The 15,456-nt window shown below is 73.7% G+C and carries 14 protein-coding genes and 1 tRNA gene; 10 read left to right on the forward strand and 5 right to left on the reverse strand.

All coding sequences use genetic code 11. From position 1 onward, the window contains the following. Positions 1–57 precede the first annotated feature (57 nt). The gene (locus tag ACWC0C_RS07900) at positions 58–567 is read left to right on the forward strand and encodes a hypothetical protein (protein WP_450862469.1); all 510 of its coding nucleotides are present in this window, start codon (positions 58–60) and stop codon (positions 565–567) included. Between the two features lie 24 nt (positions 568–591). On the opposite strand, the gene ACWC0C_RS07905 is transcribed toward ACWC0C_RS07900, so the two are convergent. After that, positions 592–1,470, reverse strand: coding sequence for a spermidine synthase (locus tag ACWC0C_RS07905; RefSeq protein WP_450862470.1), 879 nt, complete (start codon positions 1,468–1,470; stop codon positions 592–594). A 34-nt stretch (positions 1,471–1,504) separates the two neighbouring features. Next, positions 1,505–1,918: a hypothetical protein gene (locus ACWC0C_RS07910; protein WP_450862471.1), complete on the reverse strand. Its 414-nt coding sequence runs from the start codon at positions 1,916–1,918 to the stop codon at positions 1,505–1,507. A 266-nt stretch (positions 1,919–2,184) separates the two neighbouring features. Between ACWC0C_RS07910 and ACWC0C_RS07915 the strand changes: the two genes are divergently transcribed. Beyond that, positions 2,185–3,690: a hypothetical protein gene (locus tag ACWC0C_RS07915; RefSeq protein WP_450862472.1), complete on the forward strand. Its 1,506-nt coding sequence runs from the start codon at positions 2,185–2,187 to the stop codon at positions 3,688–3,690. Between the two features lie 8 nt (positions 3,691–3,698). On the opposite strand, the gene ACWC0C_RS07920 is transcribed toward ACWC0C_RS07915, so the two are convergent. Beyond that, positions 3,699–4,295, reverse strand: coding sequence for a histidine phosphatase family protein (locus ACWC0C_RS07920; protein ID WP_449199755.1), 597 nt, complete (start codon positions 4,293–4,295; stop codon positions 3,699–3,701). 215 nt (positions 4,296–4,510) lie between these two features. Between ACWC0C_RS07920 and ACWC0C_RS07925 the strand changes: the two genes are divergently transcribed. The 7 genes from ACWC0C_RS07925 (at position 4,511) to ACWC0C_RS07955 (ending at position 10,853) form a co-directional block, all read left to right on the forward strand. Next, the gene (locus ACWC0C_RS07925; protein WP_450862473.1) at positions 4,511–5,455 is read left to right on the forward strand and encodes a phosphatase PAP2 family protein; all 945 of its coding nucleotides are present in this window, start codon (positions 4,511–4,513) and stop codon (positions 5,453–5,455) included. Further along, positions 5,352–6,545, forward strand: coding sequence for a hypothetical protein (locus tag ACWC0C_RS07930; RefSeq protein WP_450862474.1), 1,194 nt, complete (start codon positions 5,352–5,354; stop codon positions 6,543–6,545). Before ACWC0C_RS07925 ends, ACWC0C_RS07930 begins: the two co-directional genes overlap by 104 nt. Beyond that, complete coding sequence (locus ACWC0C_RS07935) at positions 6,536–8,134, forward strand: hypothetical protein (protein ID WP_450862476.1); 1,599 nt, start codon at positions 6,536–6,538, stop codon at positions 8,132–8,134. The genes ACWC0C_RS07930 and ACWC0C_RS07935 overlap by 10 nt, the downstream gene beginning before the upstream one ends. Beyond that, positions 8,131–9,468 carry an AAA domain-containing protein gene (locus ACWC0C_RS07940; RefSeq protein ID WP_450862478.1) on the forward strand — a complete coding sequence of 446 codons (1,338 nt, stop codon included), beginning with the start codon at positions 8,131–8,133 and terminating at the stop codon, positions 9,466–9,468. Before ACWC0C_RS07935 ends, ACWC0C_RS07940 begins: the two co-directional genes overlap by 4 nt. A 256-nt stretch (positions 9,469–9,724) precedes the next feature. Continuing rightward, complete coding sequence (locus ACWC0C_RS07945; RefSeq protein WP_450862479.1) at positions 9,725–10,093, forward strand: hypothetical protein; 369 nt, start codon at positions 9,725–9,727, stop codon at positions 10,091–10,093. Between the two features lie 126 nt (positions 10,094–10,219). Continuing rightward, positions 10,220–10,789: a bifunctional DNA primase/polymerase gene (locus ACWC0C_RS07950; RefSeq protein WP_450862481.1), complete on the forward strand. Its 570-nt coding sequence runs from the start codon at positions 10,220–10,222 to the stop codon at positions 10,787–10,789. Continuing rightward, positions 10,780–10,853, forward strand: a tRNA-Lys gene (locus ACWC0C_RS07955). Before ACWC0C_RS07950 ends, ACWC0C_RS07955 begins: the two co-directional genes overlap by 10 nt. A 79-nt stretch (positions 10,854–10,932) precedes the next feature. Here the strand turns inward: ACWC0C_RS07955 and ACWC0C_RS07960 are convergent. Next, positions 10,933–12,192: a M6 family metalloprotease domain-containing protein gene (locus tag ACWC0C_RS07960; protein ID WP_450862483.1), complete on the reverse strand. Its 1,260-nt coding sequence runs from the start codon at positions 12,190–12,192 to the stop codon at positions 10,933–10,935. Positions 12,193–12,513: 321 nt separating this feature from the next. On the opposite strand from ACWC0C_RS07960, the gene ACWC0C_RS07965 reads away from it, so the two are divergent. Further along, on the forward strand, positions 12,514–14,325 hold the full coding sequence (locus ACWC0C_RS07965) for a putative bifunctional diguanylate cyclase/phosphodiesterase (protein ID WP_450862485.1): 1,812 nt from the start codon (positions 12,514–12,516) through the stop codon (positions 14,323–14,325). Here ACWC0C_RS07965 and ACWC0C_RS07970 read toward each other — a convergent pair. Further along, positions 14,304–15,401 (reverse strand): LLM class flavin-dependent oxidoreductase, encoded by a 1,098-nt coding sequence (locus tag ACWC0C_RS07970; RefSeq protein WP_449199764.1) that lies wholly within the window; start codon positions 15,399–15,401, stop codon positions 14,304–14,306. The genes ACWC0C_RS07965 and ACWC0C_RS07970 overlap by 22 nt on opposite strands. Positions 15,402–15,456 lie beyond the last annotated feature (55 nt).

The following is a 15,456-nucleotide window of genomic DNA, read 5'->3' on the forward strand; positions in this document are numbered from 1 at the left end:
TGTGGATAACTCGGGACGTGTGCGCACGGCGGCGCCCCTGAGGCAGTATGGCCCGCGATGCGCAGAGGACTCGTACACGTACTGGCGTGGCTGCTCGCGACGGGAGCGGCGGTCACGCTGTCGTGGTGGGGTGTGCACACGGTGATGGCCGCGACGGCGTACGACCCGCCGCGCGCCCTGCCGGTCACGGCCGCCGACGCCACCGCGCAGGGCACGAGGTCCCTGGCCTCACCGACGCACCGGCCGTCCCCGTCGCAGCGACCGCCGGCCGGCCCGTCGGCACCGGCCCCGACCCGCACCACGCGGACGCCGAGCCCCTCCGCGACCGCCTCGGACTCCGCGTCCGGCCAGGTCAAGTCCTACGACACCGACGGCGGCCGGGCGGTGTTCGAGCTGGGTGCGTCCAGCGCCACACTCGTCTCGGCGACGCCGGGGACGGGCTGGTCGATGCAGGTGTGGAAGACCTCGACCTGGATCCGGGTGGAGTTCACCAGGGGCACGGACCGGGTGTCGGTGATGTGCACCTGGCACGACGGCCCGCCGCATGTGGAGATCGGGAACTACTGAGCCCCGCGCCCGGGAAAGGCCGGGTCAGCGGAACACCGAGGGCGGCGGGGCCGGGGAGGCCGCCGCCGTGGCGTCCGTCACCGCAGTCGCCCCGCCGGTGAAGTCCGTGAGCGATGTGCCGTGTTCGACCCGGGCCGGGTGCGGGTCGGAGGCGGAGCGGCGGGTCAGTTCGGCGAGCGGGAGCGGCGCGTCGGAGGCGACCAGGACGGCGTTGCCGAAGCGCTTGCCGCGCAGTACGGCCGCGTCGGCGATCAGCGCGAGTTCGGCGAACCGGGCGGCGGCGGTGGCGATCTGGCCGCGCAGATGGGCGAGCGGCGGGCCGTCGGCGAGGTTCGCGGCGTAGACACCGGACGGTTTCAGGGCCCGGCGGACCTCGTCCAGGAACTCGGTGGAGGTGAGGTGGGCGGGGGTGCGGGCGCCGCTGAAGACATCGGCGATGACCAGGTCCGCCCAGCCGTCCGGCACCTTGGCGAGACCCGCGCGGGCGTCCGCCGACCGCACCCGGATCCGGGCGTTGGGATCCAACGGCAGCTCCCGGCGGACCAGTTGGACCAGGGCCGCGTCCCGCTCGACGACCTGCTGGGTGGAGCGGGGGCGGGTGGCGGCGGCGTACCGGGCGAGGGTGAAGGCGCCCCCGCCGAGGTGCACGGCGTGCACGGGCTTGCCGGGCGGGGCGACGAGGTCGATCACATGGCCGAGGCGGCGCTGGTACTCGAAGGACAGGTGGGCGGGATCGTCCAGGTCGACGTGCGACTGGGGCGCGCCGTCGATCAGCAGCGTCCAGGCCCGGCTGCGGTCGGGATCGGGGACCAGCTGCGCGAGCCCCCCGTCGACCGCCTCCACGACGGCTTCGGCGGCGGCCGGCCTGCGCCGCGTGTGCCGTTCGTTCCTGGACCTGCCCATCGGACCATTCTCGCAGGCGGTCCGGGCCCACGCCTCACCGGCAGCTGTCGGCCGCCTCGATCATCCGGGCCGCCTCCCCGAGGGCCCGGCGCAGCACCACCGGGTCGGTGGCGAGGTCGGCCTCGCCGGGCGGCAGCAGCCAGTCGGAGCCCTCCACGGGCGGCTCGGGGTTCAGCCTGAGTCCGCGGCCGTCGGTCCCGGTGCAGGTGCTGCCCGGCACGTCCCAGCCGGCCGCGGTGCCGGCCGGGACCAGGAAGCCGAGGGTGGCGCAGCCGCCGTCGTGCAGCACGGGCCCCATCGCGTCGCCGGCGCCGCGCCTCAGGATGTCGACCGCCTCGAGGCCCTGCCGGGCCGGTACCGTCACGAGGTCGCATGCCGCCGGGTCGCCGTCGTCTCCCTCGGCAGACGACGGCGACGTACAAGGATCGTTGCTCTGGCTGGTCTCCATGCCGGCCTCCACCACACAGCCCTGTTGCGGTCCATGGGGTCCAACGCGTCAGCGCGTCAACGGCTACGGCACAAGTGCGCCGCAAAGGATGGCACTTCATGGCAGATCATGGATGAGATATCCGGTTTGTAGCTAAACACCGCGTGGCGGGACCTTCACAGCAGGTACGTTCATGCCCGCCGGAACCAGGGTGTCACTCGGACAACTCGTCACGTTTCCGCCCCGGATCCGGCATGGTTCGACGGTTCGCACGAGAGGACCCGGCCATGGCGTCGTCAACCGAGACCGCGTCACAGCCCGAACGGCCATCCAGGCCGAACCTCGCCTTCCGGCAACTGCGTGGCAGGCGCTCACCGGCCGAGTTCGCGGCGCTCGTACGGCGCGCCGCGCGCGAGATCGGTGAGCGGGTGAGCTGTGACGCGCGTTACGTCGGCAGGGTCGAGGCGGGCGAGATCCGCTGCCCGAACTACGCCTACGAACGGGTGTTCCTGCACATGTTCCCTGGTCGCACGCTCACCGACCTCGGCTTCGCGCCCCGCTCGTCCGTCCGCGGCCGAGCGGCGCGTACGGCGGCGGAGGCGCCCGAGGCGCTCATCACCGGCCAGGGGCCGGGGGCCGGTGAGACGCCAGGGGCGGTCGAACCGTATGACACACAGGATGTGCACGACCCGCTCGACCCGCACCGCCCGTACGACCCGCACGAGCCGTGCGAGCCGTACGCGAAAGACCACCTGAACCACGAGGAGAGCGACGTGCTGCGTCGCGCATTCATGACCGGCGGAGGCGCCACGGTTGCCGCCGCCACGCTGAGCCCGCTGGGACTCACCACGGACACCGCGGCCGCGGTCCGGCCCGCGCGCCGGGCCGGCAGCCCCGAGGCGACCGCCCTGGAGGAGGCCGTCCGCCGGATCCGGCTGCTCGACGACCGGCACGGCGCGGACGGCCTCTACCGGCGCGCGGCGGCTCCGTTGCGCGCGGCCTATGCGCTGCTGGACGCCGGTGCGACCCGGCAGACCACCGCCGACCGGCTGCTCTCGGGCGCCGGTGAACTCGCCATCTCCGTGGGCTGGCTGGCACACGACTCCGGCCGCTTCGACGACGCCCGCTCGCACTACGCGGAGGCGCTGGCCACGGCGCGGATGACCGGGGACCCGGCGCTGGAGGCGCACGCCTTCTGCAACACCGCGTTCCTGGCGCGGGACGCCGGCCGCCCCCGGGAGGCGGTCCGGGCCGCGCAGGCCGCGCAGCGCGCGGCCCGCCCGCTGGGCTCCGCCCGACTGATGTCCCTGCTCGCCCTGCGCGAGGCGGGCGGCTGGGCGGGGCTCGCCGACCGCACCGGGTGCGAGCAGGCGCTCGTCCGGGCGCAGGCCCTCTTCGGGCGGGGCCGCTCGGAGGCCGACCCCGAGTGGATGAGCTTCTACGGAGAGGCCGAGCTGGAGGGGCTGGAGGCGCAGTGCTGGTCCATGCTGGGCGACTGGCGGCGGGCGTCACGGCACGCGTACCGCGCAGCTGAGCTGCAAGATCCTCACTTCACCCGGAACATCGCGCTCTATACCGCCGAGTTGGCCGATGATCTGGCCCGTGAGGGGCGGCCCGACGAGGCGGCTGCCGCCGGCCTGCGGGTGCTGTCCTTGCTGGACCAGGTCCAGTCCTCACGCATCCAGGGGATGCTGGCTGGAACGGCCCGCGTGCTGTTGCCGCACCGGCGGGCGTCGGGGGTGTCGGAGTTCCTGGACCGGTATGCGTCCATGCCGAGGACGGGGAGGGCGTAGCGGGCCGGCTATCCCGCCAAGTGGCCCACATCGTTCCAGCTCTCGATCGCCGGCTCCCCGTACGCCCAGCCCAGGACGGACAGTGAGGTCGGGTTCAGGCGGATCCGGGCGGCGAAGTCCAGCGGCAGGCCCAGCCAGCGTGCGCCTATGGAGCGGAGGATGTGGCCGTGGGCGAAGACCAGGACGTCGCGGTCGGCCGAGCGGGCCCAGGACACCACCTCGTCCGCGCGCGCGGTCAGGTCGGCGATGGTTTCTCCCTCCGGGACCCCGTCCCGCCAGATCAGCCATCCCGGCCGCACGGCCTGGATCTCGGCCGGGGTCATGCCCTCGTACGCGCCATAGTCCCACTCCATGAGCGTGTCCCACACGGTGGCCCGGTCCCCGAAGCCGGCCAGTTCGCACGTCTCACGCGCGCGTGCCAGCGGACTGGTGCGCACCTCCACCCCCGGCAGCCCGTCCAGCGGAGCCCGGTGCAGTCGCTCGCCGAGCAGCTTGGCCCCGCGCCGGCCCTCCTCCAGCAGCGGTACGTCGGTCCTGCCGGTGTGCTTGCCGGACAGCGACCAATCCGTCTGTCCGTGCCGGGCCAGCAGGATGCGCGGTGCCATGAGGGACCTTTCCGGGAGCGGGACGCCACACGGACGCCACGGAAACAAGAAGAGAGGACTTCTCCATCATCGCTCACCCCCGGTCGGGGCAACCCGGCGGGCGATCTCGGCGTCTTTGTGGGCCGGAGCGCCCTCATGGGCGAGATAGGGACGCCGTAAAGTGGCACGGTCGCCTGCGGGCGGCGCCGCACAGCGACAAGGGGGAGGGCGATCGGATGCCGCAGACCGAGACACCGGGCACCGAGGGGGCCCCGCGTACCCGGCTGCGCTGGTGGACCGAGCTGCCCCTGATCCTGCTGGTCTACGGCTGCTACTCGGCCGGCCGCCTCCTCGCCCGCGGCGATGTGCACAGCGCCGTCGACCACGGCCTGGCGATCCTGCGCTTCGAGAAGGCCCTGCACCTCAACGCCGAGCACCCGCTCAACCGGCTGTTCACACGCCAGCCCTGGCTCGGCGTCCCGGCGGACTTCTGGTACGCCTCGCTGCACTACCTGGTCACGCCCGCCATCCTCATCTGGCTGTTCCGGGCCCACGCCGAGCACTACCGGCGGGCCCGCACCTGGCTGATGACGTCCACGTTCATCGGCCTGATCGGCTTCACCCTGCTGCCGACCTGCCCGCCCCGGCTGCTGTCCGCCGGCCACGGTTTCGTGGACACCATGGCCCACTACAGCTCGTACGGCTGGTGGGGCGGCGAGGCGAGCGCGCCGCGCGGCATGGGCGGCATGACCAACCAGTACGCGGCGATGCCGAGTCTGCACGTCGGCTGGGCGCTGTGGTGCGGGGTGATGCTATGGCGGCACGGCGGCACGCGCGCGGCGAAGATCCTCGGTGTCGTCTACCCGCTGGGCACCGCGCTCGTGGTGATGGGCACCGCGAACCACTACTTCCTGGACGCGGTCGCGGGCATCGCCGTGATGGGCGTCGGCCTCCTGCTGGCGCCGCGCGTGATGCGGGGCCTGGACCTGCTGCGGGCCCGGCTGGTCCCGCGCCGCACACCGGTCACGGACGGCACGGGTTCCCCGATTGTCAGTGCCGGATGCCAGACTTCCGCGGGTGAGCGAATTCCACGGCAGCGCGAGTCGCAGCTCGACGGCGGAGCCGAACCGGACGCCTCCCCCAGCGACGCGGGCGAAGGGGCTCCGGCAACGGCTCGCTGAGCTGCGCGGTCCCGACGTACCGGCCAAGGCCCTGGACGCCCGCGCCCTCGCGGCCCTCGCCGCGAACCCCGGGTGCGCGCGGCGGGCGATCCTGGACGGCGCCGGGGTGGACAAGGCGCGGCTGGCGGGCGCGTTGGGCGCGCCGTCGGGTTTCGGGCAGTCGCAGTTCGCGCTGACCCGGGGCAACGCGTTCGAGGCGCGGGTGAAGGCGGACGGCGGCGCGGAGCTGCTGCGGCTGGCGCACGCCCGCCTCGACCCGGGCGCCGAACCGCCGGCCGCGGCCGCCGTCCCCGACCTGACCGCGCACGGCCCCGAGGGGCGTACGGCCCGTACGGCGCTGGCGCTGCGCGAGGCCACGCGCGCGGGCGGCTGGACGCTGCTGGACCATCCGATGCTGGCGCTGGACGTGGCGGGCTCGCTCGCCTTCCTGGAGCCGGACGCGGTGGTGGTGCACCCGGACGGCAGCTGGTCGGTGGTGGAGATCAAGTCCTTCCCGATGCTGGACGGTTCGGCGGACCCCGCGAAGGTCGGTGCGGCGGCCCGGCAGGCGGCGGTGTACGTGCTCGCCCTGGAGGACGTGGCCGGGCGGCTGGATCCTTCCCCGCGCGTGCACCACCGGGTGCTCCTGGTGTGCCCGAAGGACTTCTCCAACCTGCCCGCGGGCTCCGCCGTGGACGTCCGCAAGCAGCGCGCGGTCACCGCCCGCCAGCTGGCCCGGCTCACCCGGGTCGAGGAGATCGCCGGTTCCCTGCCCGAGGGCATGTGCTTCGCGCCCGACCGCAGTGCCGAGGAGCTGACGGCGGCCGTGGAGGCGGTCCCGGCGACGTACGCGCCGGAGTGCCTGTCCGCGTGCGAACTGGCCTTCCACTGCCGGGAACGCGCCCGCGAGGAGGGCGCCGTCACCCGCCTCGGCCGGCCGCTGCGCGCGGAACTGGGCGGTCTGGCCACGGTCGAGGACGTCCTGGCGGCGGCCCGCGGTGAGAGCGGCGACCCCGACGACGCGGCGGTCGCGGCACTGCGCCGGGCGGCGGCACTGCGCGCGGAGGCGCTGGCGGACGCGGCCCACCGGGAGGTCGCCCCGTGTCCCTGATCGCCACCCTCGCCCGGCTCGAGGCCGTCAGCGGCGGCCGGGCCCAGCCCGCCGCGACGGTCCGGCACCGGCATCTGTCCGACCGCCCGCTGGTGTTCGTGCCGCTCACCACCGCCGGTGAGGCCGGTGCCCCGCTCGGCGCCCTGGTCGGCACCGACCGGGACGCGCCCCGCCTGCTGGTCGTGCCGCAGCCCCGCGACCGCGACCTGCGGTTCTCCTTCCTCGCCGACCTGGCCGATGTCGTCCTGCCGTACATCGACTCCTGTGCCGAGTCGGTGGAGGCGGCCGAGCGCACCGAGACCGACCCGGAGACCGGCAAGCGGGTCAAGGTCGAGGTGGAGCTGTGCGCGGACGCCCCCCAGCTGATCGTGCCGAGCCGCGCGGGCCTGGACCTCGTACGGCTGCTGGGCCGTTCCATGCGCTTCCGCCGTACCGCCGAGCAGGAACCGGAGGCGCCCCACCCGGCGCCGCCCCGGGTGCCGCTGCTCGGCCGCTGGCTGACCCACTACGGCGAGCGGTCCCGGGTCCCCGGCTCCTCCCTCCTCCTCGCCCTGACCGATGTGCTGTCCCGGCACTGGGCGACCGGCCAGTCCGGCCTGGAGGACCAGCACCTGGGCGCGCTGCTCGCCTGGATCGATCCTCCGGAGGGCGCGTCCGGCGCCGAGGCCGCGCGCCGGGCCGAGCTCGCCAGGGACGCCGCCGGCCAGCTGCTGTGCCCGCCGGCCGGTCCCGCCACGGACCCGGCGTTCGACAACAAGCTGCTGGCCCCGGCGATCGAGCGCTACGACCGCGCGCGTACGGCGCTCGCCGCCGCCGAGGACGCCCTGGCCGCCGACGACCGGCTGGCCGCGCTCACGGCGGCCGAGCGGGAGATCCGCGACCTGGTGGCAAGCCATACCCGGCCCACCTGGGACGCGGTGTGGCGGGGCCTGGACCTGCTGCGGGCGCTGCCGGAGGGGGCGCACGTGGCGGAGCGCTGGACCCGGGACCGCTGGTCCTTCACCGGCCACCGCGACCGGGTGCTGGCGGGCGAGCCCCCGCAGCCGCGCCGGGACGACGCGGTGACGGCGGCGAACAAGCTGGCCACGCGCGAGCGTGAGCAGGCGCGCCTCGATGCGCAGGAGGCGCTGGACGACCCCCTGGTGATGGCGGGGCGGCGGCTGGCCGGGGAGGCGTTCGCGGGCGAGGTGACGGATGTCGTCATGGCGTACAGCGAGGGCAAACGGCCGAGCCCCCGCCCCCTGGTGACGGTCCGCACGGACGACCGGCCGCATCTCGCGGAGCGCGCGAAGGTGTACCGCTCGCTGGGCGGCAAGCCGCAGTCGGCGGAGTTCGTCGGGTACGAGGACTCTTCGGCCGGGGGCGTCCTCGTGCTGCGGATCGTGGACAAGATGGGCCGTGGCAAGGAGCCGGAGCCCGGTTCGGTGCCGGAGAAGGGCGACCGGCTCTGCTTCACCCTGTTCGAGCACGAACAGCGCGGCGGCGCGAAGCTGCCCGACCCGGAGGAGACCCCGTGGACGCACGGCGGCCCGCCGGGTGAGCCCACACCGGAGGCCCCCGACACCGTGACCGAGGAGGACGTGCTGTGACGACGGTCGACTTCGACCCCGGAGCCGCTGCCGCCCGCGCCACCGACGCGATCCTCCACGACACCCTGCACGGCACCGCGCGTGGCGTGGTCGTGGACTCCCCGCCGGGGGCCGGCAAGTCGACGCTCGTGGTCCGCGCGGCCCTCGAACTGGCCGACGCGGGGCGCCCGTTGATGATCGTGGCGCAGACGAACGCCCAGGTGGACGACCTCGTCCTGCGGCTCGCCGAGAAGAACCCGGAGCTGCCGGTCGGCCGCCTGCACAGCAGCGACACCGACCCCTACGACAAGGCGCTGGACGATCTGCCGCAGGTCCGCACGTCGGCGAAGGCGGCCGACCTGAACGGACTGCCGGTGGTCCTCTCCACGGCCGCGAAGTGGGCGCACGTCAAGGTGGACGAGCCATGGCGGCACGCGATCGTGGACGAGGCGTACCAGATGCGCTCGGACTCGCTGCTCGCCGTGGCCGGCCTGTTCGAGCGGGCGCTGTTCGTCGGCGACCCGGGGCAGCTGGACCCGTTCGCGATCGTCGGCAGCGAGCAGTGGGCGGGGCTGTCGTACGACCCCTCGGCCTCCGCCGTGACCACCCTCCTGGCCCACAACCCCGGCCTCCCGCAGCACCGCCTCCCGGTCTCCTGGCGCCTGCCCGCGTCAGCCGCGCCCCTGGTCTCCGACGCGTTCTACCCGTACACCCCGTTCCGCAGCGGCACCGGCCACGGCGACCGCCGGCTGTCCTTCGCGGTCCCCTCGGACGGCTCCGGCCCGGACCGGGTGATCGACGAGGCGGCGGAATCCGGCTGGGGCCTGCTGGAACTGCCGGCCCGGCACACCCCGCGCACGGATCCGGAGGCGGTACGGGCGGTGGCGACGGTCGTACGCCGCCTGCTGGACAGAGGCGGCGCGGCGCTCTCCGAACGCTCCGAGGCCCCCACCCCCCTCACCGCCGACCGCATCGCCGTCGGCACGGCCCACCGCGACCAGGCGGCGGCGGTGCGCACGGCGCTCGCCGAGCTCGGCGCGGCGGACGTCACGGTCGACACCGCGAACCGCCTCCAGGGCCGGGAGTACGACATCACGGTCGTCCTGCACCCGCTCTCCGGCCGCCCCGACGCCACCGCCTTCCACCTGGAGACCGGCCGCCTGTGCGTCCTGGCCTCCCGGCACCGCCACGCCTGCATCGTCGTCTGCCGCGAGGGCGTCGGCGACCTCCTGGACGACTACCCGTCCACGGAACCGGTCCAGCTGGGCACCCTGGTGAAGTTCCCGGACGGCTGGGAGGCCAACCACGCGATCCTGGCCCACCTGGCGGAACACCGGGTGCCCTGGCGACCATGACCACCACTCCGCCACCCGCCCAGCAGGCGATCGGTGCGGCGCCACCCCATCCGCCGGACGGAGTCCGGCACGCCGCCGGAGGCGGCCAATGGTTACAGCCCCGGACGGCTGGGAGGCGAACCACGCGGTCCTGGCCCACCTGGGCGAGCACCGGGGCGGCCGGCGGCCGTGAGGGCCCCTTGCGTGCGCGCGGGACAATGGACGGTGGCCCACCTGAAGGCGGGGCCCAGCGAACCGTACGAGGAGGAGACGAGACATGGCGGAGCCCACGCCGCGTCGTCACGAACCGCGGCTACGCCCCGCGCCCCTGATCTTCGAGCCCGCGGAGGCGGCCGCCGATCCCGAGCACTTCTTCGACCTGGAGTCGATCGAGGATCCGCGGGCGCTGCTGGCCCGGGCCACCGAGCTGACCCAGGCGTTCCGCGCGGCCGCCGACCGGGCCGTGGAGTTCCAGGCCATCGCGGCGGCCCAGCTCGCCGACCCGCGCCGGTTCGACCGGCTGACCCCGGCGGACATCGCCGATCGCGCGGAGTGGACCGAGGACTACGCGAAGAAGATGGTCGAGTTCGGCCGGGACCTGATGCGGGGGAACGCCGACGGACGGACGACCGCCGATCCCGTGTGACCTCACGGCCCCGTAACCCCACCCGGCATATGCCAGGCGGGCAAGATACTCCTCCCCCACCCTCCCTGTCCCGAGTTTCCGCAACTCAGAAGAACTGCCCGCTCACGCCCGGTACATCTGGGTGGCATGAGCAGCGCACCGAACGTCACCCGAGTCACCCCCGACGGCGTCGACTGGCTCGCCTCCGCGGCAACGTATCCGCGCAGCACGTCGGCCCTGTGGGAGGAGCGCCCGGACGCCCCGGTCGTCCTGCCCTGCGGCACCGTCTTCGACGTGGTGAGCGCGCCGGCGATCTTCGGCCGCCGGATGCTGGACCGGCTGTGGGACGACGGGCCGGGTTCGGGCCCTGTCGCGGTGTTCCGGGGCCGTGTGCTGCTGTTCGCCGCGCCGGGCACGGCCCAGCGGCTGCCCTCGCTGCTGGCCTGGGAGGAGTGGGGTTCGAACCGTACGGAGGCGGTGCCGCCGCTGCTGTGTCACGGCACCGGGGACGCGGTGAGCGTCCCCGCGCCGGCCGGAGGCGACACCCCCGGCGACGCGCGCTGGCTGGTCGCCCCGGACACGCGTCACCCCTGGCTGCCGGGCCCCGAGGTCGTGCTCTGGGCGGCCGTACGGGCCGCCCGCGCGGCGGTCCGGATATCGATTTTTCCTCCCGCCGACCAGGATGCTAAGGTCTACGACGTCAGCAGGCGCCGCTAGCTCAGTTGGTTAGAGCAGCTGACTCTTAATCAGCGGGTCCGGGGTTCGAGTCCCTGGCGGCGCACGCGAAGGAAACGGCGGGTACGGTTCGAAAGAATCCGGCCCGCCGTTTTCGTATACACGACGCGCCTGACAAGAGGCCCTCAGCCACTCACCCCCGGCGTGATCCGCACCGTCCACGCCCCCGAAGCCGTCCTGCCCTCCACCTCCACCTGGACGCCCTCCCCGGGCACGGTGAAGCTCTCGCCGAGGGCGACCGGGGCGTCGGCGAGGGGTGGGTAGACCGAGTTCTCCCAGCAGGCCTCGGTGTGCGGGTGGGCGTCGACGACCTCCACGGGGCCGCCGCCGGACTCCGCGCCGCTCCTGATCCGGTACACCAGCACCCCCTGCCGGCAGCCGGCCCGGTCGTTTCCGGCCGGGCCGCGCGCCTCGAAGGCCAGGGTGCTGTCGGGGCCGGTGCGTACGAGCGCCAGCTTGACGCCGTGGCCGAGCCCGAAGGCGGGGGCGCCCGCCGCGCCCTGCACCGGGATCCCCGGGCCGGCCTCCAGCGGTTCCAGGGTCAGCCGGGTCGGCCCCGCGCCGCGCACGCACACCACCTGGCGCGGATCCAGCCAGCCCAGCTTCCACTTGTGCCAGGCGAACAGGTCGGGTGAGAGCCCGAACTGGCTGCCCATCAGGTCCCAGTCGCCGACGTAGGTGTCCCAGTCGCCCTTGCCGTCGACCGGCCGGTGGTAGAGGTCGGGCAGGTCGAAGACATGGCCGGTCTCATGGGCGAGGACCAGCCGGTCCGGCGGGTGTTTCTCGAACACCGTGACGACCCGGCGGATGTCCGTGCCGTCCACGTGCATGGGCGTGTCGAGGTTCACGACCTTCGTGGCGTCCGAGTCGACGCCGGGCGCGTCCGGGTCGGCGACGAAGTAGACGACCTGGTAGCGGGAGAAGTCGACCTCCTTGTCGGCCACCGCGAACGCGTCCCGCAGATAGGCGGCCCGGTCCTCCGCGCTCCAGTCCCGCCTTATGGCGTACGCCGTGGAGGGCCGGGGCATGCGCAGCCAACGCTTCAGGGGGTGCGGGCGGAGGGTGAAGCGGCCGTAGGACGCCTGCTCGTAGTAGCGGCTGGTGGCCGGGAAGTGGTCGGCGGTCAGCTCGGCGGGGGTGGCGCGCGGGGCGGCGTCCGGGAACGAGAGGAAGACCAGCACGGCGTCGAGCCCGCCGGTCGGGTGGGTGTAGTCCGGGTTCCAGGTGTCCACGCCCTCGGAGTGGTGGGCGTCGGTCCGGTGCAGGGCGCAGGGGGTCGTGGAGAAGGGCTCGGCGACCGACGGGCCGGAGAGGATCGAGGTCGCGGCGAGCGCCGACATCGTGGTGCACACGGCGGCGGTGCTGCGCAGCTTGGGCACGGGCATGACCTCCGGATGCGGTTCGCGGGGACCCACATCCAGATTGATGGTATTGATTGCGCTATGCCCTGTTCGCCTGCACCACAAGGGTGAGTGCGCCCCCCGGACGATCCCGCGCGCTCCGGCGCTCGACACCCCGCAACACTCACGCAACGTCACAACTGGTCGGGGGCCTGAAGAACCCGCCTTCGGGCGGGCAGAAACGATCTGTCAGAACCCTTGCTCCGTCCGGGACACTGGACAGTGGCTGGAAGGGCCCGGGGCCAGCCTCTATGATCGGCACACTTTCCGGCACGACAGCGATCGAGTGCACTGCGGGAGCGAGCGGTGAGCGGAACGTCCGAAGGGCCGACGCCGACGGCAGACCTCGACCGGTCAGCCGTCACAGACAGTGACCATACTACCTATCATCGTGTCTTCGCGACTGCCCCGCTCGCCATGGCCGTCGTGGACCCTGCGGGACTCGTCGCCGCCGCCAACGCGGCCTTCGGCGAGCTGCTCGGCACCGATCCGGAGACACTCATCGGCCGGGTCGCCGCAGACCTCGTCGACCTCGCCTCGGACACCCGCAGCTGGCACGCCTACCGCGAGGTCCTGCGCGGCCGGCAGGCCCGGCTGCGCTGCACCCGCCGGCTCAAACACCCCGAGGGGCACTCGGTGTGGGCGCAGATCACCGTGGCGCCCTTGAGCGGCGAGCCCGGAGTGCTGCTGTCCGTCGCCGACATCAGCGCCCGCCGTGAACTCCAAGCGCGGCTGCGGCACTTGCAGATGCACGACCCGGTGACCCGGCTGCCCAACCGCACGCTGTTCTTCGAGCGGCTCTCGGCCGCGCTGGAGGCGGAGTCCTACGAGCAGAGCGGCACCGGCCGGATCGGCCTGTGCTATCTGGACCTCGACGGCTTCAAGGCGGTCAACGACACCCTCGGCCACCGCGTCGGCGACCGGCTCCTCGCGGCCGCGGCCGAGCGTCTGACCCGGGTGGCCGACGAGGCCGGTTACGCCCGCGCCGTCACCCCGCTGGTGGCCCGCCTGGGCGGCGACGAGTTCGCCGTGCTGGTCGAGGACTCCACCGGCACCGAACAGCTCGCCGAACTCGCCGAGTCGGCACTCAAGGCGCTGGAGGAGCCCTTCGACCTGGCGGGCCAGCGCCTGTCCCTGACGGCGTCGATCGGGGTCGTGGAGCGCCACACGGCGGGTACGACGGCCACCGGCCTGATGCAGGCGGCCGATACGACCCTGTACTGGGCGAAGGCCGATGGCAAGGCCCGCTGGACCCTCTTCGACCCCGAGCGCAACGCGCACCGGATGACCCGTCAGGCCCTGTCGTCCACTCTGCGCCCCGCCATCGACCGCGACGAATTCGCGCTCGAATACCAGCCGTTGGTCGGCATGGAGGACGGCCGCCTCGCCGGGGTGGAGGCGTTGATCCGCTGGAATCATCCGCAGTTCGGCACGCTGACGCCGAATCGGTTCATCGGACTGGCCGAGGAGGACGGCTCGATCGTGCAGCTCGGCCGCTGGGCGCTCGGCACCGCCTGCCGCCAGGCCCGCCGCTGGCAGCTGGACCATCCCGGGGAGCCGCCCATCTTCGTCAGCGTCAACGTGGCCGTACGGCAGGTGTGGGACTCCGACCTGGTGGCCGACGTGGCGGAGATCCTCGCCGAGACCGGGCTCGCCCCGCACCTCCTCCAGCTGGAACTGACCGAGTCGGCGGTGATGGGCTCGGCCGGGCGCCCCCTGCAGGCCCTCCAGGCCCTCAGCGACATGGGCGTACGCATCGCCATCGACGACTTCGGCACCGGCTACTCGAACCTCGCCTACCTCAGCCGCCTGCCGGTCTCGACCCTGAAGCTGGACGGTTCCTTCGTCCGCGGCTTCCAGTACGAGGCCGACCCGGGCAAGAACCCGGCGATCACCCCCAACCCGGCCGACGAGGTCATCGTCGAGGCGATGATCCAGCTCGCCCACCGGCTCGGCATCACCGTCACCGCCGAGTGCGTGGAGACCTCGGCGCAGGCCACCCGGCTGCGCCGCATCGGCTGCGACACCGGCCAGGGCTGGCTGTACTCCCGCCCGGTGCCGCCGGATCGTATCTCCGAGTTCCTCGGCGCGCAGACCTACGCGGTCGGCAAGCCGTAGGCGTCCGCGATCAACTCGTAGGAGCGCAGGCGCAGTTCACCGCGGTGGGCGTGGCTGACGAGCATCAGTTCGTCGGCGCCCGTGCGCTTGTGGAGGTCGTCCAGGCCGGAGCGGACCTCGTCGGCGGTGCCGTGCACGATGTTGGACGTCCAGGAGGTGATGAACTCCTCCTCCGCGGGGCTGAACCGGTGCTTCTCGGCCTCGTCCGGGTCGGGGAAGAGGCCGGGCCGGCCGGTGCGCAGGCGGAGCATGTTCAGGGCCACCGCCCGGGTCTGGCGGCGGGCCTCGCGCTCGTCGTCGGTGGCGAGGGCGGAGACGCCGATGAGGGCGTACGGCTCGTCGAGGACCGCGGAGGGGCGGAAGGTCTGCCGGTACAGGTCGAGCGCCGGGATGGTGTTCTGCGCGGAGAAGTGGTGCGCGAAGGCGAAGGGCAGGCCCAGCATTCCGGCGAGGCGCGCGCTGAACCCGGAGGAGCCGAGCAGCCAGATCGGCGGGCGGTGCGGGGACTGGACGCCACCGGGGGCGGTGGCCTGCACCGGGCCGGGGATCGCGTGGATCCGCCGGTACGGGTGCCCGTCGGGGAAGTCGTCGTCCAGGAAGCGGGTGAGCTCGGCGAGCTGCTGCGGGAAGTCGTCGGCGCCCTCGTTCAGGGTGTCGCTGCGGCGCAGGGCCGCGGCCGTGGCGCCGTCCGTGCCGGGGGCGCGGCCGAGGCCGAGGTCGATGCGGCCCGGCGCCATCGCCTCCAGCGTCCCGAACTGCTCGGCGATGACGAGGGGCGCGTGGTTGGGCAGCATGACGCCGCCCGAGCCGAGCCGGATGCGGTCGGTGTGGGCGGCGAGGTGGGCGAGGATCACGGCGGGCGAGGAGGAGGCGACACCGGGCATGGAGTGGTGCTCGGCGACCCAGTACCGGTGGAAGCCGCGCGCCTCGGCGAACCGGGACAGCGCCACGCTGGTGCGCAGGGCGTCGGAGGCGGTACTGCCCGCGCCGACGGTCACCAGGTCCAGTACGGAGAGGGGGGCGGGGGCGCTCCCGTGCGTGGTGCCCCGGATCTCGTCTGCCTCGTCTGCCGACACGGTGTGGGCCTCCTGTTTGTGGCGTGGGCTGTCCTGCCGTGCCTTAACAGGAGGC

The sequence above is a fragment of the Streptomyces sp. NPDC001709 genome, from assembly GCF_053596375.1.